The organism is Pseudoalteromonas sp. L23, from assembly GCF_021728455.1.
In the GTDB taxonomy this organism is placed as follows: domain Bacteria; phylum Pseudomonadota; class Gammaproteobacteria; order Enterobacterales; family Alteromonadaceae; genus Pseudoalteromonas.
Map to the genome: position 1 here is coordinate 65,932 of NZ_JAKKCW010000003.1, position 25,945 is coordinate 91,876.

Here is a 25,945-nt window from a genome sequence, read left to right on the forward strand (position 1 = left end):
GCGGATAAGAAGTGGGATACACATTAAAGAAAAAGCTCTCTTGCGAGAGCTTTTGGGCTATGTTTACTCTAGACTAGTTATTCGAACGAACTTTTAGAAGAGGGGTAAGTTACGCTAATAAACTAATTTAAAGTAATTTTGAATTCTTCAGATTCTTTTTCTTGAATCGCATTAATTCGACTACCGGGTTTAAACTTGCTATCAATAGTACCTTTTCGGATACGGAACAACTTAACTGTTGTCTCACACGGTTTAGTTTTATCCAGTGCTTCGTTATCAAAGCCAGTTAATTCACCCAACAGGATTTTATATTGGCCGCTAGACTCAGAGATTTCAGACTCAAAATTAACAAAATGTGAAGCGCCATTATTCGCTATACAAGTTGAGTTTAAGCTGATAAGTAACGTGGTATTTATGTCACTTTCCGGTTTCCACTCGACTAAAAGATCATCATTACGATTAAACTGTTCAGAAACAGGAGAGTAAAGTTTAATTGGAGTAGGAAGTCTAACTTTGGAGGTTAGCGTTTCATCTTCTTTATCTCGAAGAAACTCAAGAGTTAACTCAGTGTCTTTTTCGGTCGCTGTAAAATAGCCTTGATAATCGACATCAAATAAGTCGTCATCTTTTTCTAATTGCTTCTTTTCGTTTCCTAGTTCGGCAACCACACTATCACCTTCAGAAAGAATGATGTTTGCGCCGGAACTGTTGTTTAAATTGAACTCAGTAACAACTACGGAGCCTTCACCATTTGAAGTAACACGAATATCCGCCCAAATCCCTTCTGTTTTTACTACATCTGATTGTGTTGATTCAGTTGAACAACCAATTAGTGATGCTAAAGCAATGCAGCTCGATAAAACACTGGCTCGTTTCACGAATATTTCCTTTTCTTCAATATGTGCAAAAAGAGTGTAGCGCTATTTTAATGTTTCTAGAATAGGGTTTAACAATTTATAACAATTTGTTGTGATGCAAAGTAGAAAGGGAACCTCCATGTTCCTAGATAAAAACGCTGTCATATTACTGCGTAAATATGAAGAAACAATGGAGGTATACGACTTAACTGGCGGCATTTATTGAATATCAGATAGCTTAAGCATATTTGACATCACTTCTTTACCTTCCACATTTTTAAGCCGATTGTGATTGTGGGATCTGATTGAGACCAATCAATATCGATGAACCCATAGTTCACATCATGAGTAAACCCAGACACTCGGTGCCGATTTGGGCTGACTTGTTTCCACTCTTCTGTAAGCCCCGAGCTGGTGACTTCCCAAAACGGGTAGCCTTGATGTACTACCTTCGAAATTTCACCCCAGTGTGTATCACCGCTAATCATGATAACGCCACCAAGTTTTTCGCGCGTGATGAAGTTCAGAAGGCGTGCTCTATCAGTAGGGTAGTTGGCCCAAGCTTCCCACCCAGTAAACTCGGGTAATATTTGTAGACTAGAGGCAATAATTCGAATAGCGGCAGGTTTTTTTAACTCAGACTCAAGCCATTGCCACTGTTGCTCACCCAGCATACTCGCATCTAGAACCGGGCTATACGGTTCCCTATTTTTTGGCTTACGTTTGTTGTCGTAATCTGATTTTGATACTGACGTTAACGCCGGTCGGTTCCATCTCAAGTCGGGCATAATGACGCGAATTAGCTGATTTCCTTGGCCGTATTCATACGAGGTATAAATTCCGGAGTCTCTAGTGCGTCGCAAAGAGTTTGCAGGTTCACGCCAAAAGTTTAACATGATCTTTCGTGAGGCTTCTTTTTGAGAATATTCCAAACCTGCGTCATTTTCACCGTAGTCATGGTCGTCCCAAATGGCGATAACTTGAGATTGTTGCCTTAGTTCTTGTATACCCGCGTTTGCGTTAAGCTTTTCATATTTCTTCTTAAGCACATCCATATCCGTGGTGTCACCATAGATATTGTCTCCGAGAAAGATAAATAGCTCTGGGTTCTCTTTATTAATTGCCGCTAATATAGGTATAGGCTTATCTTGATGAGAACATGAACCAAAGAGAATTGTTGACAAAGGGGCTTGCTTGTTTGCATACACGTTCATTGCAACAAACGCCATTAAAGGAAATAACATTAGGCAAGTGAAACGCTTGCGCTCAGAGAGTTTAGGTCGTTTTAGTTTGGTCATTGCGCTATGCCTTCAAGCGGTGGTGCTATCTTGGGGTTAAAGGTAGAAGGACTTTGCCCAAGTAATTGAAGTGCAGTCGCGGTAACTTGCGACAAGGTTTGCTCTTGCTTTGGGATCACTAATCCTTTGGCTTTTATCTTGGGTCCGATTGCTGCAAACCAAACTTGCTCAGAACCTACGATCCCCGCAGGCTGCTTCTCAAGCATGCTGGGGTAGTTCTTTTCAATCGCTGCTTTTGATGAATGATGTCTCCAATCCTCACGATCCATGCCTCGGCCGTGATCGGTAGTAATGAGTAGGTAGGTGTTGTTTTTGTATTGCGGAATTGCTTGTAAGGTTTGCCATAAGTCGGCCAATATTTTATCAGCACGGTGAATACTTTTGATGTACTCGTCGTAGTTTCCACCGTGCGCATAATCGTCTGGCTCGCCCAGTGCTAGCATCATCACTCTTGGTTTTTGGGTTTGAAGATAGGCTTTTGCATATTGATACGTAAAGGCATCTAAGCGCACAGAGGACCAAGGGCTCGGAACTTGCTCTTGTAATTCATTTAAAAATTGCAGCTTGGGATTAGTTGTGTGTTTTGCAATTTCAAATCCAGCGTTTATGTGCAATTTGCTCCTTTCACGATTAAAAATCGCAGGGAACACGTCCCAGCTACCAAACACGGCAAGATTTGGCTCGAAACTAGGCTGAGATTGCAGCCATTCTAGAAACGATATATTTGGGTTCGGGTTTTTGTCATTAGAGTCAATATTGGGATCGGCAATACCAGTAATTACTTCGTTGTAACCCGGGTATGAAAAATACCATGGATTGGAAACTCGCATTGTTGAGTTTTGTTTTCTATCGCCGAGAATGACGCCATTTTCGACCACGTATTGCCATAAGAATGGCATTAGCTTTTCACGGCTTTGTTGAGCGTTGTGTCCTTGAAAAAGTGTATTTAGCGCTTTTGGATCGCTTGTTGATTCTTTATCGGTAACTAACTGATTATCCAATCCGTAAAAAACTTCTTGCCATCTAACACCATCTATTGTAACCAGAATAAGGTTCGGATCACTTTGCTTTGCTTGAGTAAATACACTAAAAGTGAGTATGAATAACCACATTGCACGCTTCATTTTATCTCCCAATCCACATTAGGGCGTATCGGTGTTAAAAGAGCACCGAAGTGCCCTTATTTACTTGGCTTTATTATTAAAAAGTGAGCTTAAAGTTCACAGCAGCGGTGCGTGGAGCACCTATCCATGCAGATTGACCAGCAATACCACCCATATAACTTTCATCGGTTAGGTTATTGATAGTTAACCTTAGCTCCATATTTTCAACACCAGATAGTGGTGAATCAATCGCAACACCGGCATAAAAATCTGAAGTCATATAGCTATCGACTCTTTGAGTATTCTTTGCATCTATGTAACGTTCGCCCACCCATTTCGTTGAAAGACCCACGAAATATGGCCCCTCAGCCCAATCAATAGAAATAACGGCTAAATCTTCTGCGGAGCCAAATACTGTGTTACCCGCCGGGAAGTCATTCAAACCACCCGTGTAGATGGAGTCGTTATATGTATATGATGCATAAATACCCCAGCTGTTGGTTACATACCAAGTTGCAGAAGCTTCAAAACCGTTCGACTCGATACCGCCAACATTCACGTATGAACCATTTGTGCCAATCAGATAATCAATACCATCTGGTGAATCTGGAGCTATAAAACTAATTCGGTTATCAAACGTTACATCATAATAGGTCAGGCTGGCATTAAATTCGGTAGATGAATACCTAAAACCTAAATCAATGTTTTCAGCAGTTTCAGGCTCGATTTGTTCAAGTGCAGAGGCTTCGCGTTCTAGTACGTTGTCTTTTATAGCTGCAAAGTTTTCGGCATAGCCTGCAAATAATTCTAGGCCTTCAATTGGCATGGGGGCGACGATCCCTGCGCTTAGTAATGCGTCAGAGTCTGAGTCTAGCGCCACTTTTTGACCACTAAACTTGTCGACACCTTCTAACTCGACCAAGAATTTCTTAGCGCCAACACGCAGTCGAGCTAGGCCAAAGTCTAATTCATCCTCAATGTAGAGCATGGTTGTATCGACATTAAACTCACGGCTATATTGGATCCAATATGGCGTATGATCAAAATTAGCAGAGACTCGAGCATCAATACGCTTGTGCCAATCTCGCCATTCTTCACGTTGGTAGTCTTCATACCAAAACCCTGCGCGAATGGTGTTATCCATATCGGCAATTTTGCCGTAGAAAGTAAAATCAGCATTGATCCCGAGACGGTCTTTACCGTAGTGCGTATGTCGGTAAGAGCCTACCGGAATGGCGCCTGCACCATAACATGCTGGGTCATACTCTTCGTCAGCACCACCGTATGGGAAAGTCAGGCTTGAGGTACATTTTGCATTTGGTTTTAGTGCTTTACCTTCGCTATCAACGAAGTAAATGCGTCCGATAGGACTACCGCCAGTATAAGGCGCAGTACCTGTTACTTCTGAATGAGGCTGATTTAATCCGTCGTTGTTGATATCAACTAAATAGGGAGGAACCCAATCACCACGACCTTCATTGGTGTGATAGTAGACATTACTCGTTAGTGCCCAATTAGTTTGTTCATAGGTTGCTTCTATGTAGCCGAAAATGTTTTCGCGGTGCGTACGCCAGCCATTGCGGTATACTTGGTCTATATGTGGAATGCCGGTGATAGTATCCGTTAGTCTATCCCATGCTGGATCTGCTTCAAATTGTTCTTGGCTTACACGTTGGTAGTTTGCTTCAACCACATCGTCATAAGATGCATAAGCTTTTACCGTCAGCGGGCCTTTTTGGTGTTTTATTTTAGCGGCTAAATGGTCGCGTTCATTATTCGCGACTTGTTGGATCCAGTCTGAGTTGCTTGAGCTAGAAACGCTGATCCAAGCATAGGTATTCTCAATTATTTCACCGGTTTCATAACGAGCGAAGTACTTTTGCGCTTCAAAGTCACCACTGGTGATAGACAGCGTTAAACCTTTCTTTTCAGTGGGGTCAATGGTAGTGAAGTTAAGTGTACCACCTAATGCCTCATTGGAGCGTGAGGCAATATCAGCGGTACCTTGAGATACTTGCACTGCACCCAAGTTTTCAGTATCAATGTAGCGGTTTGCTTTCGCACCACCACCATAGTTTGAATTACCATTGGCAATGCCATCAACCGTAATACCGATTTGCTGCTCGTCTAAACTCAGCTGAAAGCCACGAATAGAAACGGTGGTTGACCAGTCGTCAGAACCAAAAGTATCCCCTTCGTTGATGAGTACACCAGGTAAATTATCGATAACAGCCAAAGCCGATGTCATAGCAGACTGTTGCTTGCTCATTTCGTCACTTGTTGCGTTATTTGCAAAGGAAACACTTTGTCCAACAACCGTAACTTCTTCAATGACTTTATCGTCTTTAGTCTTGTCATCGTTAGCATAGGCGTTAATTGCTAGGGTGGATAGTAGTGCGGTAGTGATCAGATTTAGCTTGCGCTGCGTTTTCATAATTGTTCCAACTTCTAGGTTAATTGTGATCGCTGAAAGAGTCGGCGCAAGTATGGGGAGCTTTTATGACAATTCAGGCCATTTTTATTGAACGTTCAATTAATAAAAGTTTAAAGAATTAAGACACAGGAAGAATTAAGACACAGGGCATATTTGTATTTTATTCGTGGGACGTAAAATCTACATTTGAGAGTGGCTCTGAATAGCAAGCAAAGGAAAAGCGGAGTTATTCACAACGAATAACTCGAGGATTAGTTGGGAACTAAATTAATTGGGCATTAGGAGCCGCCGAGTAAATCCAGCAGATTTTTCCCGATCTTAGCGTTGCCGAAATGCGCTGATATTCATCCACTTCGTACCCATCTGCATGAGCTAATTCAGCTTCCGTGATTAAAAATACAGTGCCCTCTACCTTATCCTCTGCATCACCTGTCGTGATTAAAATGGGATGAATGTCCTTTTGGCTACTGGCAATAACAGCGGGATCTGTTATTTTAACTTGGCCAATTTTAAATCCACAAAGTACCGCTTTTTCGCCTTCTAATCGTCTGCCGAATGTATCAAGTTGCACTTGCTCCTGCTGCAGTGTGCCGTACGAAAATAATGCTTGCATCACTTAATTCTAATCCGTTGCTCTCCTGTAAGTTTTAAGTCTAAGCTGCGACATTTTCATGGTCAATCAAGATCTTGCGGTCTACCCATATCGGACTGGCTATAATCGCATACGCCCTTAGGGTAAATTTGTTTAAGTGTGGTGAGTTGTGTTGAGATATCTACATCCCCGTAGATCCCTTGCGCGAGCGCCGCTTCAATCGAAATTTTATGACACTTAAATATATCACCAGCCCAGTTTGCACCAGCTTGAATTCTGCTGGTAGAAAACATTGGATATCTGGCGGTACAAGTTCCTTGCGGCTGGTTATTCCAGATACCATTAAACACTGCGTTGCCGCTGGCGATGACTTTACCTTGTTCGTCGAAACACGTATCAGCAAGTGTCTTCGGTTTTGCGTCTGTAACGGATAAATTCGGCTGCGCTTTGAGGTTGAGTAACCATTCATCCATTTTTTCAAATGCGAGTTGAGTTGGATTAAACGCTTGATGTGCAACCCAAATCACTTGATTCTCTGGGGTTGAATCAGCGGCGGACATTCTCAATCGAGTATAAAATGAAGCAGACATATGATGCATATCTAACTCGTTCTCAAGATAATGTCTGGCATCAATAATAGGGATATCAACCTTGCCAATAAATACCTGTCCAGAGCGATACGCTTTTTCCATCGCCGCAAGGCTGCCGCTGTGCCTTGGTGCTATACCATTATCATCTGGCGTGGTGATATTATGATTACCCCAAAGAGTGAGCCAAATAGGTACTTTGTGGCCAAACGGTAATACAATTTCTTCTTGTTGCATTTGGTTTTGGGGCTTCCATCCGCCTATTTTTTTGTTGAGATCAATAAATTCAGCCATCGTGATCTGCTGAGCCTTTAATGCTTCTAGTCCATATTGAACGCCTTCGTTATCCCAAGTGCTTAATCCTAAGCCTGATTGATCCGTGCCAAATACGTTGGCCATGTCTTGCCAGTAACTCCAGTTTGTTCTCTCTACTACCTCATCCTCAAAAAAGGCCCTTAAAAACCCTTGCCTCGGATTATTAATAAAAGTAGATAATCCAAAGTAACCATTGATGCATTCACTATTGCCGTCAGGAAAGGAGGGCACAAACCCGGACATTAATTGGTTGAGTGGTTGTAAAAAACCAGCTCGTTGCGGAAAGTCGTTGATTGCATTCATGCCTTCAATATGGCGGCGGCGGGTCCAATCACGCCATGCTTTTCTGTCATTGGCTCTAAAGGTGAAGTAATTATTCAGTAAATCACAATCTAACGCGTAAGTGGTTTGGGTGATCATATCAGGGTAACTATAAAGTGGGATAAGGCCATCTAAGATCCCTTGGCTATTTTGTGCAATCAAATATTGAGCGAGCCCACCGCCAGAGCCTCCAATCCCAACTGTATAGAGTGGCTCTCCGTATAAACTAGTAAATTGCTTTTTCACCCGTCTTGCAGTGTCTTCGGCCAGTAACATATTGTAGGTGTAGCTGGTTTTATTGCCACTAGAGCTTATAACTGCGTAGCCAAGCTTTAACTGCTCTAGCTGTCTATCTATTACACGCTCCGGTTTTTGCCTACCTTGTCTAAAGCCAATCCCTGAACCGCCATTAAATTGGTAGATAAGCCGGTTATTCCATTGAGACTTAGCCTGTCTATCACCCACTTCGTCAACTGTAATTGGCATAACGATAGTGTAAATGAAGCGATTGATGGTGCCTTGCTCAACGCGTAACAGTAAGTTTGTGTCTATCGCTTTATTTCTTTCGTCTAGCGGCTTGATTTGGTTGTCAGAAGTTATCGCAAAGTAGCGTAAACGCGTTTTTGCCATGCAATCTTTACTAAAACCAAGTACTTGATTTGATTGCTCATCCATCACCGGCACACCGAGTCCCGAGTGGTTATCTATTTCTGGTTGACCAAGGCCAGAGTCCAGAGTCATACAGTAAAAAGGATATTGGTTAGGGCCAGAGTATAGGTTGGTATTCGGACCAATATCTCCTAGCGCAATCGGAAATACGAAGGTATCGACGGGCCTGTCAACTTTTGAAATATGCGGATAAAACTCAAGAATAGGATTACTTTCGCTGCTTGCTATTCTTTCTACACTGTAAATTTCTTCTTGCTCACTCGTTAGCCAAAACCAATAGCCACAAGCGCCAAGAACAATCAAAGATAATAATGTGATGAGCCAAGAAAATAAGGATTTCATATGAGCTCCTTCGAGTGCTAGGCAAATGGATAAACGGATATTATAAGTGTAGGACTAGATCATCGTAGTGTGGTTATTTGTTTGTTATTTGAACATGAAATTATTGCGTTGAGAATTAAAAATCATCGCCTAAGTATTTAATCTCAATAGCTTTAATTGTTTTATCTGGAACCCTTTCTAAGAGCGACTCGATACGCCTCGCCATAGTTTGGTTCGCGATGTTGTATCCCATAAATTGCTGCTCAGCATGAAAGGGACGCGGTAGAAAAGTGACCTCGAGTTGATGACGGCGGATCATCTCTAAAGCCCACACTTTATCGACTAAAATGGCATCAACTCTGTTGTTATTGAGTACGCTAAAAAACTTTTTTCCGTCATCATGGTTTTGCTCATAAAACGAACGTCTGACAATGGCTGCGTTGATTTTTTTCAGCCCTTGTACAGCCGCTTCCGGGTAGCTGTAATCCTCTGAGATCATGACTCTTGGGGCGGCAAGTTGATAAAAGTCATCAGGGTTGCTGAAGCGACCTTGTTTTACCGCAAGAGAAAGCAGCCAGGTGGTGAATGACACATCGATAATTGGAAAGCCATCGGCCTCATCCACATGTAAGGTAAAATCAAATGTACCATCGGCAACGCCTGCTAAACAGCGACGGTAAGGAAGTTCATGAAATGTGACTCGATAGGGAGTACCTATAAGTGCTGATTTAATTATATCAACCTCTATGCCCCGAACTTGTTTTTGCTCGTTAACAAAGCTGTAAGGCCACCACCGTTCAAAGCAAATGTGTACCGCCCGACTATCCGTTTTTGCCTGAGTACAAATACTGGAGAGAGTTAGTAGCAAAATAAAAATAATGCGCATCGGCAAGTTTGTCCTAAATTACCTTCTCTAAGCGTAATGATAGATTGGAAAAAGCGCAACAAAAGAACATATTATGACTGTTTTACGTTTATATATAAATCAATTCAATGTGGCCGCTATTAGCTGGCCGTTGCATCCAGAAGTACCAGGCTATTCGTTATATCCTGGTGTGTAATAGAAATGATTATCATATCAATTGTATTTTGTGTTGCTGAAAATAAAACATTCGCTATAATCTTAACCTCACCTTAATCCTCAATCTAACTGTAAAACGGAGTTTTACCTTGTTAAGTGTGTTTTTTGTCGCTCTTCTGAGCCTTGCAATTACGTTAATTTACTGCACAAACAAGCATCAGCGCTTGTTAAAGCGACCACTGCCAAACAATGCTAGAACTGCTGGCTACATTCTTCTGGCAATTACATTCATTTTTGCAATACAAATTTTCACTGGTGCTGCGGTCGTATTTAGTTGGCTTATCGGTGTCATGGTACTTACCGCGCTTATTCCCTTCACCATTTTAATACTTTTTAGGAAATCACAATGAGCAGGTTGTCACATGCTGATAAAATCCAGCCTGACTGGTGGGGGAAGACACTTGCAGGTGTCATACTTGGCTTGGCACTAAGCTTTGGGATCGTTGGTCTTTTCGCTTGGGTGGGCAGTGATGGTTTGATGGAGACGTTAACTCCTGCGAGACAAAGTTGGCGGACTCAATTTAGTATGTGGATGATTTCTCCTATCTGGTTGCTCATTTTGAGTTTTGTTTTTATGTTCAAAAACTCAAAACAAGCAGTACTTTGGCTTGGCGGCGCTAATTTAGTTGTTTACGTTATTTTATTTGTTGTAAGAGGGATGGCATGAAGATCCGCGCCGATATATTAAGGATTTATCAAAGTGTACATACTTGGACGGGATTAACGACCGGTCTACTGCTGTTTATCGGTTTCTTTGCTGGCGCTATCACCATGTTTGCAGGTAGCATCGACAAGTGGGCAACGCCTCCTTCTCACCATTTGCCTCAAGTCGATGCCAGCCAATATGATGCGCTTATCCACCGTGTATTTAAACAACATCCTGAAGCTCTAAGTGGTATCAATATTAGTTTCGAAGCAGACAATTCTCCAGTTAATTGGTATGAGCAAGGTGGCGCTCGGGGCTTGAGCCTTGATAAAACGCTCTGGCACGGCACTTTAAATGAAGCAGGGGAGCTTGATGCGCATACCAGCTATATTAATGAACTATCATCACTAGTGGATTATCTTCACCGCAGTGCAGGCATTGCGGGGGAAATTGGCCATGATCAGGCAGGGGTTTATGTACTCGGTATTGCGGCAATTTTGTATTTTATTGCGCTTGTTTCGGGCGTTATTTTCTTATTGCCGAGCTTAGTAAAAAGCTTTTTTGCCCTAAGAGATAAAAAAGGCGCGAGCCGTTTTTGGCTTGATACTCATAACCTAATTGGGATCACTAGCTTACCGTTTCATATTATTATCGCCATCACTGTGATTGTATTCGCATTCCACGATATTTTGTACGATGGGTTAGGTAAATTATATGGAGATAAACCTCTTTTTTCACGTCAAGCCCCCTCAGCCGTTGAATACAAGGTTGAAAACTTGCCAAGTCTCGACGTAATTTTGAAAAAAGCGAAAGACTACGCACCTGACTACCAAGTCAAAGGTATAACCCTGAGTCGATTAAATAGCGCCATGCCTTCTGCGTCAATTCAACTGTTAAGTGATAAACACTTGATGCGTGGACCTAAAACTGACTATTTGTTTATGAACCCTTACACATTTGAAGTATCGGCAAGCAGTGTTGCAGATGATGCGCAAGGGGTATGGGGGGCGGTAGTGACCACGTTATTCGGTCTTCACTTCGGGAGTTACGGTGGTGAGTTTGGTCGTTGGGCTTATTTTATTATGGGTATTTTAGGCGCAGTGCTGTTTTATACGGGTAACTTATTGTGGCTTGAGAAGCGCCGTAAGCAAAAGCAGCCGGAGCAGTCAAAATCAACCCGAGTGATGGGTAAATTGACTATTGGCGTGGCAATGGGCTCATTACTTGGTGTAGCTGCCGCGTTTGCTGTAACAAAATGGGCCGCCTTGACCACAATAAACATCAATGTTGTGTATATGTGGGTCTATTATCTGTGTTTTGGTTTTACCTTGATTGCAGCATTCGTTATCGGTATGAGTAAAACGGCAATTTGGTCACAAAAGGCGATTGCCATTTTGTGCTTCTCGTTGCCACTGACTTCAATGATTGCGTTTGCAATCCCAAGTTTAGGTATTTGGCCTGCGACAGCTTGGTCTTCTATTGGTTTGGAGTTAACTGCTATGATCCTAGGTTTTATTTTTTGGCGAATGGCAGATAAGACAAAGCATAGGGCTTACTATGGCGAAGCCAATAGCATTTGGTTTATTGGTCAGCATAAAACAGAATGTGAATTACAAACGCAGTCTGTATAAAAACACGTAGAAAGGGGCTGGTAGTTCCTTTTTACTTACAAAGTGCCATCTATTTTTTCAAATCTGTTATCCTACTCGTTTTGCAATTCTCTACGGAAAAATTATGGAGCTTACAGCCTGGTTAAGCCTTGCTGCTATTTGTGCTTTTGGTGCGATGTCACCTGGCCCAAGTTTAGCGGTTGTCTTGCGTTATAGCCTATTTCATAGTGCCAAACACGGTATTGTCGCAAGCCTTGCGCATGGTTTGGGAGTTGGAATTTATGCCAGTCTAGCAATTTTAGGGTTGTCAGGGCTTATTCATCAATTTCCGATTGTATACCAATTTTTGGTTTACGGTGGTGCTGCCTACTTGGCATGGATGGGGATAAAAATCCTAATGAGTAAGAGCCAAGGGTTGGCGGTATCACAGTCTCAAGTGGCAACGTCGTATGCCAAAGCTGCGCAGGATGGTTTTGCAATTGCATTTTTGAATCCGAAGTTAGCTATTTTCTTCGTTGCGCTCTTTTCGCAGTTTATCGACCCAGAAAAGATGACATTAACGGTAGGTTTTATCATGTGTATCACGGTGCTAACGATAGATGCGTTGTGGTATTTTATTGTCTCAATGTTGAGTGCTTCAGCAAGAGATAAATTCGATTTAACGGCTAAGCGAGCTGTGATTGATAAAATTCTTGGCTGTGCCTTTTTACTGCTCGCCATACGAGTGATTTACCAATCCTTGTAGCCATCGTAAGCACTTCTTGGTAGGCGCTCTATCTTTGTGCCCATCAAGCTGAACTAATCTAACCCCTTGCGCTGTATGTAGTTATGAAGAATAAATGCTTTGAGTTTTTCGTTATCGGTTTTATTCATTGCAAAGGATACGGCGAGCTCCAGTGGGCTTGCCACTTTTATTGAGTGGACGTTTGCAAACAGTGGAATAGGGTCGGCAAGATATAATTTAGCTATCCGACTGATCACATTAATTTGGATTGCATTTGCTTGGTAGGGAAAAGTATTAATCAGTCCACCGGATTGGGATATGGAGACCATGTTAAACGGCATCATTTGAGGAGACAATCTAAACCTGACCGGTGTTGATGGGCAGGTACGCCAACTACGTGGGGCACTAGAGTTAGCGGCTTCTACGATATTAGGTGCTTCTAAGTTGTTGTCTAAAATCGCCATCAATGCCGATAGGTCGCTAAGTGGAAACTCGACCTGCTCGTTGGCATTTTTGGCAACGAGACTAAACTGAGAACTATTTGAAATACTCGCAAGTAACTTTTTAATCTCGCTGTGAGTTTGCTGCTTTTGATCCCTAGCTTCCGGCAATAGCGAACCTGCAACGCGATTACCGGCTAGGGTTCGGTTAATGAATTGTAATTCTTCCTTCGTCAATTTCATGATTAAGCACATCCATTGGGTGGTTGATATTTATACAGCAAGGTTTATACCAAATTCCGCTTTGATTGCTACTGCGGCGTTTCTTTTTTAAGTACGGGCTTTGCAATTTGTTCAGCAGTAGACTCGTTGCCATTTAGCCTTCAAATAGGGCAATCTAACGTACCTAAGCGGCAATGAATTGCCCATGAAGCTGTACGTGTTATTTAAGAAAATGAAATATTTCCGTGTTCAGTGGCTATTGATATCAATTCATCGGCTGATTGTTGAAAATATTTATTTGGAATAATGCTTGCAAAGATCCCTCACCGAGATTGTTTTTTTAGACTTGCCCAATGCCAACGTTTTTAACTGGACATCAAGTAGCGCTCATAGAGCCTACTTCACTGAACTTTTCACCCTTAGAGCGAGATAAACTAGTGATCCCGAGCGCTCATAATCAGCTTACAGTAAATGACAATCACCATACTGCAGGTGGGGGTCGTGCTCACACCTTTAAACAAAACTTTATGAATGCCATGAGCAATGGCTCGGCTAGCGAAACGTCGCAACATGACAAAAATGAAGCGTTACTGCAGTTCCAATTTGCAGATCACGAAGTTCTATTCGACCTTACAAGCATCAACTCTCAAGATGAGGCTGCTTACGAAAAGCTCCGAGCGTTGTTGGCTGATATAATGACATGGCCTGTAAAGGTTGATATCAGTAGTAAAGATCAAGCGCAGCAATTACTGTTTAAAAATTTAGAGTTAGATTTTTTAGCGTACAAGGAGCTCTCTGAGCGGCTGGAAATGTTAGCAAAGCTTGACCATGAAACTGAAAGTCAAAAAGCATTGGCGCAGCAAGATAGAGATCGCATTCGTGCGGTAATTGCAAGTTTACATGCACGCCTAGAGAAGGGCCAAGAGGCGTTACTTGGTGGAACAACATTAAAAGCGTTGGATGTAAATCGCAAAGATTTTGAGCTTGAGTTAGATAGCCTATTTACCAGTGTTGGCTTTGATTCGGATATGCCAGTAACTGGCGCGACTTGATTGCAGTGATCATTATTGTTTGCTGGGATTTACACTTTTTACCAAGTATAAAATGTAGTAGCCCATACCCGAATCTAACCGTTTAAAAAGAACGGGGCGAGACTTTACCTGACATGCGCTTTGTGGAACAAAAGACGGTCGTCAACGTTACTTTTGTTCTACAAAGCGCACGTTCCACTAACTCATGTATGTCCCAAAATTTTGCTCAAAGGGCTTACAACACCGTTTGCGCCTAGCTGTAAAACATGGGTATAAATCTGAGTGGTTTTAACGTCTGAATGGCCTAACTGAGCTTGTACTGTTCTAATATCTGCCCCACTTTGTAACAGGTGTGTAGCAAAAGAGTGGCGAAAAGTGTGGGGCGTTATAGGTTTTGTTATTTGTGCTTTTTGGCTGCCTCTTTAACCGCTTTACGTACTCCTGTTTGATGAAAATGATGTCGGCAGATCTCCCCAGTTTCAGGGTCTGCACTTAACTTATATGAGGGAAATAGATACTGCCAAGCAATTGACTTATTGGCGCTAGGATATTTTCTTGCTAGTGCGTTTGGCATCCAAACACCTGCATATCGTTCATTCTGGGAATCTAATTTTAAGTATTCATCAGCCTGAGCAATTTGATTTCTTAGCAAAGGTATAAGTTCTGTGGCGAGAGTAACCACCCGATGTTTATTCCCTTTTCCATTCCAGATCCGAATGCACTTATAGTCAAAGTCAATGTCCTGAACTCGTAGTTGAACAGCTTCCATTACACGTAAGCCGCTACCATACATTAAGCCTGAAATTAAATAATATCGTTTACTTAAAAACGACATGAGACGTTTAACCTCCTCGGGGGTCATAACAATTGGCAACTTAGATTGGCGCTTGCTTCTGATAAACGTTAGATTGGGGCACAAATCCTGTTTAATTATTTGCTTATACAGAAAAGATAATGCATTTAACGCTGTCGCTTGTGTTTTAGGCGACACATTACGTTTAAGCACAAGGTAGTCGAGATATTCGACAACCTCGTTATCGCCCATTGAAGCTGGGTGACGCTTATCATGAAAATGAATATAGGAAGAAATCCACTTAAGATATGTATCAACTGTTCTGAGCGAATATTGCTTAGTCAGCATAAACTCTGCGATGTGGTTTAGAAATGGTGAACGAGTTCTCATTGAATTAGCTCTAAAAAGAAACTGTATTTATATACAGTGTTGGCGTATTTCTCCTATAGTCAAGAAAACGACCCACTGGGTCGTTTTCATCCTTTTCATAATGATGAAAAATATATCTGTAGCAACAAGTTAGTTATTGTGATAAAACTGGTACAATGAGAATAATGACCCATGACTCGGTAGATAAACGACCCATTGGGTCGATATTAAATTGTTATGCATTATCTCGAGTAAGGAGTATCAAATTGAAGTATTTTAATCCATCTTCAAAACGAGAAGAAAGAGCACTTCAAGCGTGGCAAATATTAATCGGTGCTGCTATGAACAGACAAACCCTCACATATTTATTATTGTCTAAAAAAATGTTTCAGAAAAATGCGGCGGGTGTGCTGGATAAAACACTAGGTCATATTGCTTTCTATTGTGCCGATAACGACTTGCCGCCTCTAACAACAATTGTTGTAGGAAAAAGTAGAGGAACTCCTGGATTAGATATTCCCCTAGACCCAGAGGAATATGATGCTGCAAGGGAAGAGGTATATGAATTTGACTGGTATGATGTTTTTCCACCTACAGCAAGCGAGCTTTTGGAAGCTTACAAAAATAATGCATAACAAACGCTTTAAGACGGATTCGCAACGCGTGGCATTTTTACCATGCGTTAAGCTTAGTGATTTAGGTGGTATGCGGAAACATCGGATTGTGTTGCTCACCACTTAAGCGGGCGTTAGTTGTTTCGATAGTTTGGAGTAAACAAAAAGTATGGATGCTAATCAGATAGAGGTTTTAATTGACTCAATAAATGCTGAGTTGCCTTTTACACCTCCATTTCAATATAAAAAATTTGATGAAGCACCTTTTCCTTTAACATTCTCTGAAAATGTAGATTATTTGGGTGATTGGTCTGCTCATTGTTTGCAGCCTTATTCAAAAATTGAGTGGTTTTGTGTTCGTCCACAATACCTAAAAAGTGTTGGTCGGTTAGTCCCTGCAAAAGTGATTTCTTGTGAAGTCGAATTTATTAAACTCTTACAAAGCTTAAAGGTTCCATTTCAATCCCAAGGTGATACTGTTTTCATTTATTGCAATAAAAACAACTAACAAGGCAATTATGCGTGGGACGTCTAAAGCTTGGCTGACGCTCATTCTTCGCTAATTTTAGCCAAGCTTAATACGCCTCATATTGCGGCGTTATGTTGCTAGAGGAATCATGCCTAAGCGTAAACATTGGACTCCCGGAAATTACGTAGAAATCCCTTTATCAGGTAATCGTTTTTGCTATGGTGTCGTTACTATTACAGAGAGATTAGCGATAATGGATTATTGTAATATTGAGAAGTTGTCTCCGGAGCAAGTTGCAGAGTTACCGATACTGTTCGAATTGGTAGTAATGACTTATGCCATCGGTAAGAATGGTTGGCCCTTAGCTGGTCAAGTTGAGTATCTTGAAAAATTTAAAAATTTCCCGCTTAACTTTAAGCAAGATAAAATCAACGGAAAGTTTTATATCTTAGATCATACTTGGGCTAACAGCACTTTGGCTACTGAGGAAGAATGCGTTGGATTAGAGCGGGCTTCCGCTTGGGATCCTTGTCATATTATTGATAGGTTAAATGAACATTATCGCTTGCACTGATCGCAACATAACAAGCAATTAAACAGAGATTAAAAACAGCGGGCTATTCGCTTCGCTCAATTTTAGCCCACTATTTTTAACCCGTTAATCGAGCGTTAGCACTCAAAAGGAACACTCGTGATTCAGAGGTTGTTTTTAATATTTGCTTTAGTAGGGAGTTTTGCAGTGCAAGCAAATAACGAATCTATCCAGTTGGCAAAAGAGTATTTGGAAGCTGTTCTTTTAAAAGATTATGAGAATGTAGAAAAGTTTATTGAAGTTTCTGCATACACAAAAAATCATGAGTTGACTCTATCTGATTTTATTGAAATGCGCTTTAAAAAAGGGCAACTAAATAAAGAAAGTAAGGCTGAATTCAAAAATAAATTTATTGAAATGGGAATCCCAGAGGAAGATCTATCTGAATGGTTGATTGGAGATTTGGTTAAATATTTTTTCGTTGATTATTATCAACTCTATACTGGTTCATTACCTGGTGCGACCACGGAAAATATTAAGTATCTTAGCAAGGTAGAGGATAACGGGTTAATACATATTTTATTTAACATCGAGCAAAGCATTGAACTAGATGAAGAGTACCCGCTGAAGCAAAAGTATAGTGAAATTAGAACTGTTACAATTAAAAAATATAAAAACAAACCAATAATAGTTCCTCCGAGTAGCGTTAAAGCTCACGTTGAAATTACGTTGTTCGGCTTAGTCGAAATGGATTGGAAAAGTGCTAACAAGCCAAGTCAGGCGGATTTGTAACATTGTTGCGCTTTTTTCTCACCCGCTGCGCGGGCAAAAAACCGCCAATATCACTCACCGCTGCTTGGAGCGTTATGTGAATGGAGGTCAAAATGTCTTCCGTACCTAGAAATAAGGATGAATTAGAGCTAGCCATAAAGTCAATATTTCCAAAACTAATGGCTGACTATCGCTCAATTCCAGAAAGCAAAGCTCGTAAATCTGGCGTCGAGGGAAACGTCAAAGGTACAATCGTTAGCGTTAGTGATACAGTGGCTTACTTGATTGGTTGGGGAAAACTCGTTCTTAAATGGTATCGGCTAAAATCTCAAAATCAGCATGTGGATTTCCCTGAAACTGGTTATAAATGGAATCAACTGGGGTTACTCGCCGAAAGTTTCCACGAAGAATATCGTGACTGGAAATACGATGATCTGCTTGTTGAGCTAGAGTCTACGGTTAACGAGATACTTTTACTTATTTCCAGTTTAAGTGACTATGAGTTGTATGGTGTAGCATGGTATGAGCAATGGACTCTAGGGCGCATGATTCAGTTTAATACGTCATCACCTATGAAAAATATGCGTACAAAAGTTCGGCGCTTCAATCGACAATTCACATAACAAGGCGTTTAAGAGTGATTCTCACCGCTTGGCATTTTCGGTTTGTATCAGCTTTAGTGTTTACGGCATAATGGTTTAGGTTGGATGGTGGCGTTGTTCACACCTTAACGCGGCGTTAAATTGACCAAAGGGAGTATGTATGTCATTCAATTTTGTCGATCAAATTCTATTTTGGGATACGAGTTTTCAAGGCATAGTAAACCTTTCCTCATCAAAGAAAGCTTTCAATAAAAAAGTCATTGCCAATCACTTCCTAGGTGGTCATCTAGTTATTAGGCCAGCAGAATTATTTGAGGGAGAGGATTTTTATTTTGACAGCGCTGTTAAAGAAGGTGGAATTCTGTTTGAGTTAATGAACTGCGGAATGGCATCTCTTGCACTAGATGCAGAAAAGTCAATTGAAGATAGAGCTAATTGGCGGTTCAACAAGGAAGTAGTTTTCGACAGAGGAAAAGAAGTAAGATCTGCAAAGGATATTGAGGAAGTAAAACGGAGAACATTTGACCGAGCGGAAAAAATGGAAAAGTCCGGTTGGAAAAACGCACCTATACAAAATGCCACAGCTGACTCAACAAGAAATCAAAGATTAAACGAAAGGTTCAGGGCTTCAATTTGGACTATATCAAGAGAGTATTTATCTGAAAATGAAATTGCGGAAAATAGTATTGGGGCATTTTTAGCAACAAAAATAAATGTAGCTTCTCGATCTGATCTGTATCCCAAAATAGATCAAGATTGGTCACTTTTAATTCCTGAAAATTTTCGAAAAGCCTTTATCGTTCAGTTAAAGGAAGCTTTAACACTTGCAACAAACTTAACAACTGCTGAGACATTTGGCGGAAAGGTTAGCGATATTAGAAACGATACAATAGCTCACTTTATGGCAAAAAGTAAAAATCAGAACAACTCTTATCAATATTTTGAGTTAGAAGCCGTAAAATTGTTTGTAGAGGCATTAAAGAAAGAGCTTGGCGAAAAGGAATTACTAAACAATCCATTAATTAAGTCCATAAATACTATGGATACCAAAAAGCTAGTTGAAAACTCAGTTAAGTCGATATCAGGTGAAGATAGGTTGCTGCTTCATAAACTTATATACGAAAAGTCTAAGTATCTTGAAGGAATGTCATTTATAGAGCTATTAGTCAATTGTTCAGAAAAGTTAACCAAAAGTCAGAAAATTTCAAAATTACGTGGGCGTATTCAAGAGCTTCAGAGCGATAGTAACCGTAACGCCAATGTTATAGCTATTATCAGAGCGGCTGTGCTAGCTACTGGAGCTGAAGCGGCACTAGTCATGTTGATGGGCTCTGCCCCTAATTTCTTAGTTACAGCTGGTGTGCTTGCAGTAGATTTAGGTATACATTTTAGTTCAACTGATACCCCTGTATTTGCTGGTTTTAGGCGTTCGATAGAATCGTCAATTTAACAAGTCAAGCAAGAAGGACGTGCTTTCAGCACGCCTCTTCTTGAAGCGTTAACTGTCTCCATAATATTTGCCAACTTTCAAAGGGAGGAGTTGTGGGTCAATTCTTAAGAACGAAGCGCTATGAACTTTTATGGGCTTTGGTTAGCATTTTGTTCACAAGTTCAGTAATTGTTTGGGCAAAAGACTTAAAAGCAGGTCTGTTTTTTGGGTTCAGTATTTATATTTTTTACTTGGTTGTCGAGCTGTATTTATTTTACAAATATAAGCCAAAGTATGGTAAAAACCCTTTTAAGTAAGTAACACTAAATCGCCAACAGCCAGTTAACAAAGCAAATTAAAAGGGCGGACAAAAACTAGTTGGCTTTGTTCGTTCCTCACAAGTTTAGCCAACTAATTTTTGTCGTTTGTTTGCGGCGTTAGAAGTTAAGGAGTAAGCTTTGGAGTCATGGATTTCTTCGGGATTGATTGGTGGATTGGTTGCAGTTGTTATTGGAGTAATCTTTACCAATGCAGCCAGAGGGAGGGCAACCAACGGCGAGCTTAAACACGGCCTACTTATTCTTATTCTTGCACTCGCCTGTTTAGCATTTTCATTATTTGCCGTCTGGGCATTTTTCAATGATGAAGATGTGCATGAAAAAACTAGCGAATTTGTCGCTGTCTTAGGATTGTTTTTGGGCTTTGGAATTGCAGCAATCGCGTGTTTCGCTGAGTATTTCAAAGTCAAAGGACGCTTTGATTCGCGCGGTATTGAGTTTCATACGCCGTGGACGGGAACAAAAAAAGAAAATTGGGATGACCTAGTTTCAGCAAAATTCAACGCTTCTATGTATTGGTATACGCTTAAATTTAAGTCCGGCAAAAAAGTGCGTTTATCCTCATACTTGCATGGCCATGGTGAAGTCTTGGCTATATTAAAAGAGCGAGGCTATGACTTCTAACAAGGCAAGTCAGCAACGCACCTTCGGTGCTGGACTCGCTAACGCTCGCCGCTGCTTGCGGCGTTAGCTATACAAGGAGGGGTTAGTGTTTGAACGAATCAAAGATTTAATGTCAAAAGGCATTTGGCATTCACTAGCAATAGTTATTGTTTTCTTAATGGCTGGCCCTGAAATCATGATGGGCATGGAGTTAATGGCTGTAATCGAGGTGCTGGGTGCTTCTACCTTTGTATTAATGTATTTAACAGGCGTAAAGTTGTTTCTTTTAAAAGTATGGAAGCAATATCAAAAATTTGAATGTCATTCTGTATTGTTTGTTCCGCCTTTAGTCATTTTTAAACAAATGCCGTCTTTAATTGTGCATGCGATACCAGAGCGAACCGTCGTTATTTTCTTTTTCGGTTTTATCGTAGTTGGTATGTCTGGTGTTTTAATCAACTCTTATATTGGTGCATAGTATAGCTAACAAGGCAATTATAAATGGGACGTCTAACGCTTGGCTGGCGCTCATTCTTCGCTAATTTTAGCCAAGCATTTATACGCCCCATATTGCGGCGTTAGTTGCCTATGAAACTTAAGCGTGTAGTTTACGAATTATATGAAGTTGATTTTGTTTCGCTTGAAGGTGAGGCAGATTCTGATTTTCACGAAATAGATCGTGAAATATTTTTAGAGTTTGAAAGTGGTGAAAAGATCTACTTTTCTTGGTGTAGTGAACCTGTTCAATATTGCATTGGGTTCAGGCCTGAAAGGTTCAACGCAAACGAACCAGATCATGCAGTAGATACCACTAGCTGGAAAATTTGGCGTAATTTAATAGGGCAAGATATCAGTTTTGTCTTTATTGATGATTCACACCAAGTATTAGAGTTAAAGGGGCAATCGTCATCTACCTACCTATCCAGTCAAGAAAGAGGTTCTTGGGTAGCTGACGTATTGCATGTTTCAAAGGGTTTGCCAGTAGTAGGCAACTAACAAGTTGCTCAAATTCGTTCGTAAACTCACTGGGACAATTACCAGTCAGTTTGACGCTTCGCGCAAGTATAGCCAAGTGGTAATTGCCCATTAGCAAAGCGTTAGTGGTATTTCATGGCTCAGGTTGATTTCTTTGCATCCGATGATGATTTCAGCAATTTTGTAGATTGGTTGCTAACCGAAACTGATTTTAAAATTTTTGAAGCTTATTCACGCATAGATCACGATATTAGACAAATAGTGGCTACTAAAGACTTAGTGGATTTAGCTAATGAAAGAAAAAACTCATCTTTCCTATTACGCTTTTGGTCACCGAGTGTGACTAACGAGCCTGTGTTTAAGAGTATTAAACTAAACCCAAATATCGGTAAATTCCGAACAAGTTTGGAAGGCGCTGGAGTTATACAGTTAGAGCATGGTCGGGTTGAAAACAATCGTATTTTCAATTCTACTTTAAGCCACTGGAATGAAGCAGGTGCAAAGGCGAAATGCATGTACCCAACCGATGAAGTTGATTGGAAAAAATTAAGATCTATATCTGGTCAGTTAAATCGTCATATTAAAAATAAGTTGGCTCATGCAAAGGTGGGGAGCGCTCCTGTCTTAAAAGGGGCTATAAAACAAATTGATAGTGGTTTATCACTTTGGTACTGCGGTAAAGAAATAACAAAAGCAGATTTAGCTCTTGGGGCATAATACCACTAACAAACGCTTTAACCATAAAGGACGCAAAACAGCAGGCTTGCGCTCCTTCGTCGCTAATTTTAGCCTGCTATTTTGCGCCGGTTAAGCGAGGCGTTAGGCATTTAGGGAGTACGTATGGAGCAAGTCGAAATTCTTAACAAAGAAATGGATGAATGCTATAAGAATATCAATAACCAACATCAACAAGTTAAATATTATTTTCAATCCTACATGGTAGCTATTATAGGTTTATTCAGCTTGTCGAGTTATTTTTCAAAAGAAGGAATGACTAACAGTGAGTTATTTTTAGGGATAACATTTTCTATCTGTGTTTTTTTCCTAGGTTGGATTTTTTTATCTATTGTTTCACATAAAATATCTATGTTAATTCTCATATATAAACATATGAGCGTTATTAGATCATCTCGATTAAAGAAGCTTGGTTGTGAGCAAACTGAAAACCAATACGTCTTACCTAAAGAAATAAGAGATATAAGAATGCCTGGCTTACTTAAGTTTTTGCCTTATCTTCTATTTGTTTTTAATTTTGTTACTTTGTGTGGAGCAGTGGCGTATTACCTTTCTTTCAACTATATGTATCACCAAGTAGTTTCAGTTGTAGGCTGTATAGCTGTGTTTTTTGGTTCATTTTATCCGATAGCATGTATTTCATATCGTAAACATACTGATTGTGCTCTAAGAGCAAGGTCTCTAAAAGCATTTAATAAATTAGAAAGAAGATGGAATATAGAGAATAAAAATCTAAATAAAAAATACTCAAATTTGAAAGCTACTTTTATTTTAATAGGAATGCTAATTTCGTTGCTCAGTGTTTATGTTTCTTCACTGAGTTTAGAGGAAGACCATAAGATCTACCTAACAATATGTAGTTCTGTAGGGTTATTAATTTACGGTGCTATGAGGTTTGCTGCTGAAAAGTATCGAATCAAATTCGTCGTGACGCATATAGAAAATGCCTAACACATATGAACCTTAGCCGGTCAAGTAAACATAACGATTCTTTTTAGCTGCTTTTAAGCAGCTAATTTGTATTGGCAACGCTTAAACCTGTTCAACTTCGTTATGTCGGTTAGCCGTTAAATCGTTTATGGCAAACACATATAGGGGCGTTACGCCGTAATCTCTTATTGCGATCTCATCGCTGCCTAAATCAGTCGATACAACTTATTGTTTAGGGCCACTAGACATTCATCGGTTAACCTTAATCTTGCGCTACTCAAGGGGATGTTTCGACTTAGAATTACAAACAAGTGTTCATCACTCATATCAAAAGTGTTTCTAAAATAAGCGAGTTTTTGGCGTTTACGTTTTTCTCGAAGTCAAAATAAGCTTATCGCGCACGGCATGGGGGAGGCTACGGTTAGCGCAGCTTGAGGAGTTATTGCTAAAGCCTTTATTTGGTCCAGCCAGTAAACGTTCACAATTTGCTAGGTTTGTGCGCCGTCGTTTTTTGAGTGTTTTACAATAAGTGGTCAGTACTCGCTCTCGGCCATTCTTCAATGAATTTCTAAGTTATCCAGTTGCTTTTGAACAGCTTGTGCCAGCGTATCACAATGGCTTTATCAGATATGCGCTTAGCCTTTTTATCATCAACATGCAAAAACCAACTTGATAGATAAACAGGCTCTTGTGCTAAATAGCCTAAAGCTAAGTAAATTTTACGCAAATTATACGGCAACGGAATTTCGACAAGGATAGAATAAAGACATAGCGCAAGTTGGAGTCACTATGTTTTCCGAGAATGGATTTATTGCCAAGAACGAGTATCTCGTTAGTTTTCTGGTTTTGCTGTTAACCAGCGCCTTTGCTGTTGCCTTAGACTCGCTGTTGCATTCGGCGATCAGTGTACTGTTGGTATTACAGTTGGGCGTTGTTGTTGTTTCTCTCATCGCAAAACGTTGGATGGCACTGGGGGTGGCGATTGTTAGCAGTCTAGTGTTCAACTTTTTTATCACAGAGCCCAGATACACGCTTCATATGAATAACACCGAAGACGTGGTCAATTTAGTGGTATTTATCGCGGTGGCATTAGCTACCAGCTATTTATCGAGCTATATCAAAGAGCAAAAGCAGCAGCTTTTAGTTGCGAATGTGCGCTCCAATATCTTGTTGTCGGTTTCTCATGATCTACGCACACCGCTCGCTGCGGTGATGGGCGCGCTCGAAACGCTAGAAACCTATCGTGATAAGTTAGACCAAGACGAGCAAAATGAGCTGTTGGGGTCCGCACGATCAGAAAGCCACCGTTTGTTTCGCTATATCGAAAACATTTTGCAAGCCACCAAGTTACAGCATCAAGGGGATGAGCTTTCGCTTTTGAAGCAACCTACGTCTATTGATATCTTGATCGATAACGTGATTTTGCGGCTAGGCGCGCCATGCGTCTCGAGAATGCCACAGAATATGAGTCCAATTCTCACGATACAAGCTGCACTCATTGAACAAGCCCTGTTTAACTTAATTGAAAATGCAGTCACCTTTAGTCCCGATGGAGAGCGGGTTGAGATTTCCTTTGGAGAAACGCAGCAAGCGTTGTTGATATTTATTCAGGATAATGGTCCAGGGATCCCCGTTGCTCGGCAAAAAGAAGTCTTTACCGCCTTTAGTTCGTTTCGACAAAGCGCCAGCAAAGACGGTGGCAGTGGCTTAGGGTTGAGTGTGGCGAGAGGTATTATTCGTGCGCATGGCGGTGATATTCGCATTTTGCCGACGACGCAAGGCTGCACAATGGAAGTTAGTTTGCCAAAAGAGGAGGCGCATTGATGACTCACACCATTTTATTGATTGACGATGAAGAAGAGATCCGTCGTTTTATCCGCTTAGCATTAAAAGCTGAAGGGCTGAATTATGTGGAAGCCAGCACCGGAAAGGAAGCCATGTCGGTGCTAAAAGGTGAGCTTCCAGACTTAGTAATCTTAGATCTTGGGCTACCAGATTTTGATGGATATAGCATTTTGAAGAAGATCCGAGAAACCAGCAAGCTACCTGTATTGATCTTAACTGCACGAGATCAAGAGGCTGAGAAGATTAAACTGCTGGAGGGCGGCGCAAACGACTACCTGACGAAGCCTTTTAGCATCAAAGAGCTGGTGGTGCGCGTCAAAGTACTATTACGAGATTTAGTACCAAACAAACGCTTGCTCGCCATTGACTACGGCAAGTTGATGATAGATCTACAAAAGCATCAAGTCATTATGGATAACGCACCATTAGCACTATCGAAAAAGGAATTTGCACTACTTAGTATGCTTGCACAAAGAGCACAAGAATTAGTCAGTCAGCAAACCTTATTAAAGCAAATTTGGGGCGAAAGCCATGTGGAAGATAGTCACTATTTACGGATTGTGGTCAGCCAGTTACGTAAGAAACTCAGTGACGATGCTGCTACACCAAAAATCATAGAAACTGAGCCCGGGGTTGGTTATCGGTTTTTACTTTTACCGCTCAATAAGCATTTCTCATAACGGGGTATA

Annotated in this window: 24 protein-coding genes and 3 pseudogenes; 17 read left to right on the forward strand and 10 right to left on the reverse strand. The window is 40.8% G+C overall.

All coding sequences use genetic code 11. The features are described 5' to 3' along the window. Window positions 1-122: 122 nt before the first annotated feature. The 7 genes and pseudogenes from L3V43_RS06890 to L3V43_RS06920 all read right to left on the reverse strand — a co-directional run bounded on the left by L3V43_RS06890 (window position 123) and on the right by L3V43_RS06920 (window position 9,383). On the reverse strand, window positions 123-878 hold the full coding sequence (locus tag L3V43_RS06890) for a hypothetical protein (RefSeq protein WP_237116373.1): 756 nt from the start codon (window positions 876-878) through the stop codon (window positions 123-125). 198 nt (window positions 879-1,076) lie between these two features. Next, window positions 1,077-2,155: pseudogene (locus L3V43_RS06895) on the reverse strand (alkaline phosphatase D family protein). After that, window positions 2,152-3,279, reverse strand: a complete 1,128-nt coding sequence (locus L3V43_RS06900; protein ID WP_237116372.1) for an alkaline phosphatase family protein — start codon at window positions 3,277-3,279, stop codon at window positions 2,152-2,154. The pseudogene L3V43_RS06895 and the gene L3V43_RS06900 overlap by 4 nt, the downstream one beginning before the upstream one ends. A 76-nt stretch (window positions 3,280-3,355) precedes the next feature. Next, window positions 3,356-5,692, reverse strand: coding sequence for a TonB-dependent receptor (locus tag L3V43_RS06905; RefSeq protein ID WP_102057941.1), 2,337 nt, complete (start codon window positions 5,690-5,692; stop codon window positions 3,356-3,358). 262 nt (window positions 5,693-5,954) lie between these two features. After that, window positions 5,955-6,305, reverse strand: a complete 351-nt coding sequence (locus tag L3V43_RS06910; protein ID WP_199539716.1) for a gamma-glutamylcyclotransferase family protein — start codon at window positions 6,303-6,305, stop codon at window positions 5,955-5,957. Window positions 6,306-6,367: 62 nt separating this feature from the next. Beyond that, window positions 6,368-8,518, reverse strand: coding sequence for a DUF6351 family protein (locus tag L3V43_RS06915; protein WP_237116371.1), 2,151 nt, complete (start codon window positions 8,516-8,518; stop codon window positions 6,368-6,370). Window positions 8,519-8,633: 115 nt separating this feature from the next. Further along, on the reverse strand, window positions 8,634-9,383 hold the full coding sequence (locus L3V43_RS06920; protein WP_237116370.1) for a transporter substrate-binding domain-containing protein: 750 nt from the start codon (window positions 9,381-9,383) through the stop codon (window positions 8,634-8,636). A gap of 541 nt (window positions 9,384-9,924) precedes the next feature. Between L3V43_RS06920 and L3V43_RS06925 the strand changes: the two genes are divergently transcribed. From L3V43_RS06925 to L3V43_RS06935, 3 genes are all read left to right on the forward strand, one after another. Further along, window positions 9,925-10,245 carry a hypothetical protein gene (locus L3V43_RS06925; RefSeq protein WP_102057945.1) on the forward strand — a complete coding sequence of 107 codons (321 nt, stop codon included), beginning with the start codon at window positions 9,925-9,927 and terminating at the stop codon, window positions 10,243-10,245. Next, complete coding sequence (locus tag L3V43_RS06930; protein ID WP_237116369.1) at window positions 10,242-11,855, forward strand: PepSY-associated TM helix domain-containing protein; 1,614 nt, start codon at window positions 10,242-10,244, stop codon at window positions 11,853-11,855. Before L3V43_RS06925 ends, L3V43_RS06930 begins: the two co-directional genes overlap by 4 nt. Window positions 11,856-11,958: 103 nt before the next feature. Beyond that, the gene (locus tag L3V43_RS06935; protein WP_237116368.1) at window positions 11,959-12,579 is read left to right on the forward strand and encodes a LysE family translocator; all 621 of its coding nucleotides are present in this window, start codon (window positions 11,959-11,961) and stop codon (window positions 12,577-12,579) included. Between the two features lie 53 nt (window positions 12,580-12,632). Here L3V43_RS06935 and L3V43_RS06940 read toward each other — a convergent pair whose 3' ends face one another. Further along, window positions 12,633-13,241: a hypothetical protein gene (locus L3V43_RS06940; RefSeq protein WP_237116367.1), complete on the reverse strand. Its 609-nt coding sequence runs from the start codon at window positions 13,239-13,241 to the stop codon at window positions 12,633-12,635. Window positions 13,242-13,573: 332 nt separating this feature from the next. Here L3V43_RS06940 and L3V43_RS06945 point away from each other — a divergent pair, with 332 nt between their 5' ends. Continuing rightward, on the forward strand, window positions 13,574-14,272 hold the full coding sequence (locus L3V43_RS06945; protein ID WP_237116366.1) for a hypothetical protein: 699 nt from the start codon (window positions 13,574-13,576) through the stop codon (window positions 14,270-14,272). A 182-nt stretch (window positions 14,273-14,454) separates the two neighbouring features. Here the strand turns inward: L3V43_RS06945 and L3V43_RS06950 are convergent. Beyond that, window positions 14,455-15,434 (reverse strand): annotated as a pseudogene (locus tag L3V43_RS06950) (integron integrase). 245 nt (window positions 15,435-15,679) lie between these two features. Here L3V43_RS06950 and L3V43_RS06955 point away from each other — a divergent pair. The 11 genes from L3V43_RS06955 (at window position 15,680) to L3V43_RS07005 (ending at window position 23,432) form a co-directional block, all read left to right on the forward strand. Next, window positions 15,680-16,048: a hypothetical protein gene (locus tag L3V43_RS06955; RefSeq protein ID WP_237116365.1), complete on the forward strand. Its 369-nt coding sequence runs from the start codon at window positions 15,680-15,682 to the stop codon at window positions 16,046-16,048. A gap of 148 nt (window positions 16,049-16,196) precedes the next feature. Then, the gene (locus L3V43_RS06960) at window positions 16,197-16,535 is read left to right on the forward strand and encodes a DUF6678 family protein (protein ID WP_237116364.1); all 339 of its coding nucleotides are present in this window, start codon (window positions 16,197-16,199) and stop codon (window positions 16,533-16,535) included. A 109-nt stretch (window positions 16,536-16,644) separates the two neighbouring features. Next, window positions 16,645-17,070 carry an Imm26 family immunity protein gene (locus L3V43_RS06965; RefSeq protein ID WP_237116363.1) on the forward strand — a complete coding sequence of 142 codons (426 nt, stop codon included), beginning with the start codon at window positions 16,645-16,647 and terminating at the stop codon, window positions 17,068-17,070. A 117-nt stretch (window positions 17,071-17,187) separates the two neighbouring features. After that, window positions 17,188-17,820, forward strand: a complete 633-nt coding sequence (locus L3V43_RS06970; RefSeq protein WP_237123928.1) for a hypothetical protein — start codon at window positions 17,188-17,190, stop codon at window positions 17,818-17,820. Window positions 17,821-17,912: 92 nt separating this feature from the next. Next, on the forward strand, window positions 17,913-18,422 hold the full coding sequence (locus L3V43_RS06975) for a ClbS/DfsB family four-helix bundle protein (protein WP_206472592.1): 510 nt from the start codon (window positions 17,913-17,915) through the stop codon (window positions 18,420-18,422). A gap of 139 nt (window positions 18,423-18,561) precedes the next feature. Then, a complete protein-coding gene (locus L3V43_RS06980) occupies window positions 18,562-19,851 on the forward strand; it encodes a hypothetical protein (protein ID WP_237116361.1) in 1,290 nt (429 codons plus the stop codon). 437 nt (window positions 19,852-20,288) lie between these two features. After that, the gene (locus L3V43_RS06985; protein ID WP_237116360.1) at window positions 20,289-20,792 is read left to right on the forward strand and encodes a hypothetical protein; all 504 of its coding nucleotides are present in this window, start codon (window positions 20,289-20,291) and stop codon (window positions 20,790-20,792) included. An 85-nt stretch (window positions 20,793-20,877) separates the two neighbouring features. Further along, entirely contained in the window at window positions 20,878-21,249 is a 372-nt protein-coding gene (locus L3V43_RS06990; RefSeq protein WP_237116359.1) for a hypothetical protein, read from the forward strand. 110 nt (window positions 21,250-21,359) lie between these two features. Further along, window positions 21,360-21,767 (forward strand): hypothetical protein, encoded by a 408-nt coding sequence (locus L3V43_RS06995; protein ID WP_237116358.1) that lies wholly within the window; start codon window positions 21,360-21,362, stop codon window positions 21,765-21,767. Window positions 21,768-21,881: 114 nt separating this feature from the next. Next, entirely contained in the window at window positions 21,882-22,463 is a 582-nt protein-coding gene (locus tag L3V43_RS07000; protein ID WP_102058330.1) for a hypothetical protein, read from the forward strand. A 123-nt stretch (window positions 22,464-22,586) separates the two neighbouring features. After that, complete coding sequence (locus L3V43_RS07005) at window positions 22,587-23,432, forward strand: hypothetical protein (RefSeq protein WP_237116357.1); 846 nt, start codon at window positions 22,587-22,589, stop codon at window positions 23,430-23,432. 550 nt (window positions 23,433-23,982) lie between these two features. On the opposite strand, the pseudogene L3V43_RS07010 reads toward L3V43_RS07005, so the two are convergent. Beyond that, window positions 23,983-24,072, reverse strand: a pseudogene (locus L3V43_RS07010) (transposase); the annotation flags it as partial. 128 nt (window positions 24,073-24,200) lie between these two features. On the opposite strand from L3V43_RS07010, the gene L3V43_RS07015 reads away from it, so the two are divergent. Together L3V43_RS07015 and L3V43_RS07020 are read left to right on the forward strand one after the other, a co-directional pair. Next, window positions 24,201-25,235 carry an ATP-binding protein gene (locus L3V43_RS07015; RefSeq protein ID WP_237116356.1) on the forward strand — a complete coding sequence of 345 codons (1,035 nt, stop codon included), beginning with the start codon at window positions 24,201-24,203 and terminating at the stop codon, window positions 25,233-25,235. Then, entirely contained in the window at window positions 25,235-25,936 is a 702-nt protein-coding gene (locus tag L3V43_RS07020) for a response regulator transcription factor (protein WP_010373790.1), read from the forward strand. Before L3V43_RS07015 ends, L3V43_RS07020 begins: the two co-directional genes overlap by 1 nt. The last annotated feature ends 9 nt before the right edge of the window (window positions 25,937-25,945 follow it).

What these genes read in the sequence shown, in the direction of transcription:
- L3V43_RS06900 (WP_237116372.1), bottom strand. Translation starts at nt 3,279, where the DNA reads ATGAAGCGTGCAATGTGGTTATTCATACTCACTTTTAGTGTATTTACT.
- L3V43_RS06905 (WP_102057941.1), bottom strand. Translation starts at nt 5,692, where the DNA reads ATGAAAACGCAGCGCAAGCTAAATCTGATCACTACCGCACTACTATCC.
- L3V43_RS06910 (WP_199539716.1), bottom strand. Translation starts at nt 6,305, where the DNA reads ATGCAAGCATTATTTTCGTACGGCACACTGCAGCAGGAGCAAGTGCAA.
- L3V43_RS06915 (WP_237116371.1), bottom strand. Translation starts at nt 8,518, where the DNA reads ATGAAATCCTTATTTTCTTGGCTCATCACATTATTATCTTTGATTGTT.
- L3V43_RS06920 (WP_237116370.1), bottom strand. Translation starts at nt 9,383, where the DNA reads ATGCGCATTATTTTTATTTTGCTACTAACTCTCTCCAGTATTTGTACT.
- L3V43_RS06925 (WP_102057945.1), top strand. Translation starts at nt 9,925, where the DNA reads ATGAGCAGGTTGTCACATGCTGATAAAATCCAGCCTGACTGGTGGGGG.
- L3V43_RS06930 (WP_237116369.1), top strand. Translation starts at nt 10,242, where the DNA reads ATGAAGATCCGCGCCGATATATTAAGGATTTATCAAAGTGTACATACT.
- L3V43_RS06935 (WP_237116368.1), top strand. Translation starts at nt 11,959, where the DNA reads ATGGAGCTTACAGCCTGGTTAAGCCTTGCTGCTATTTGTGCTTTTGGT.
- L3V43_RS06940 (WP_237116367.1), bottom strand. Translation starts at nt 13,241, where the DNA reads ATGAAATTGACGAAGGAAGAATTACAATTCATTAACCGAACCCTAGCC.
- L3V43_RS06945 (WP_237116366.1), top strand. Translation starts at nt 13,574, where the DNA reads ATGCCAACGTTTTTAACTGGACATCAAGTAGCGCTCATAGAGCCTACT.
- L3V43_RS06960 (WP_237116364.1), top strand. Translation starts at nt 16,197, where the DNA reads ATGGATGCTAATCAGATAGAGGTTTTAATTGACTCAATAAATGCTGAG.
- L3V43_RS06965 (WP_237116363.1), top strand. Translation starts at nt 16,645, where the DNA reads ATGCCTAAGCGTAAACATTGGACTCCCGGAAATTACGTAGAAATCCCT.
- L3V43_RS06975 (WP_206472592.1), top strand. Translation starts at nt 17,913, where the DNA reads ATGTCTTCCGTACCTAGAAATAAGGATGAATTAGAGCTAGCCATAAAG.
- L3V43_RS06980 (WP_237116361.1), top strand. Translation starts at nt 18,562, where the DNA reads ATGTCATTCAATTTTGTCGATCAAATTCTATTTTGGGATACGAGTTTT.
- L3V43_RS06995 (WP_237116358.1), top strand. Translation starts at nt 21,360, where the DNA reads ATGAAACTTAAGCGTGTAGTTTACGAATTATATGAAGTTGATTTTGTT.
- L3V43_RS07000 (WP_102058330.1), top strand. Translation starts at nt 21,882, where the DNA reads ATGGCTCAGGTTGATTTCTTTGCATCCGATGATGATTTCAGCAATTTT.
- L3V43_RS07005 (WP_237116357.1), top strand. Translation starts at nt 22,587, where the DNA reads ATGGAGCAAGTCGAAATTCTTAACAAAGAAATGGATGAATGCTATAAG.
- L3V43_RS07015 (WP_237116356.1), top strand. Translation starts at nt 24,201, where the DNA reads ATGTTTTCCGAGAATGGATTTATTGCCAAGAACGAGTATCTCGTTAGT.
- L3V43_RS07020 (WP_010373790.1), top strand. Translation starts at nt 25,235, where the DNA reads ATGACTCACACCATTTTATTGATTGACGATGAAGAAGAGATCCGTCGT.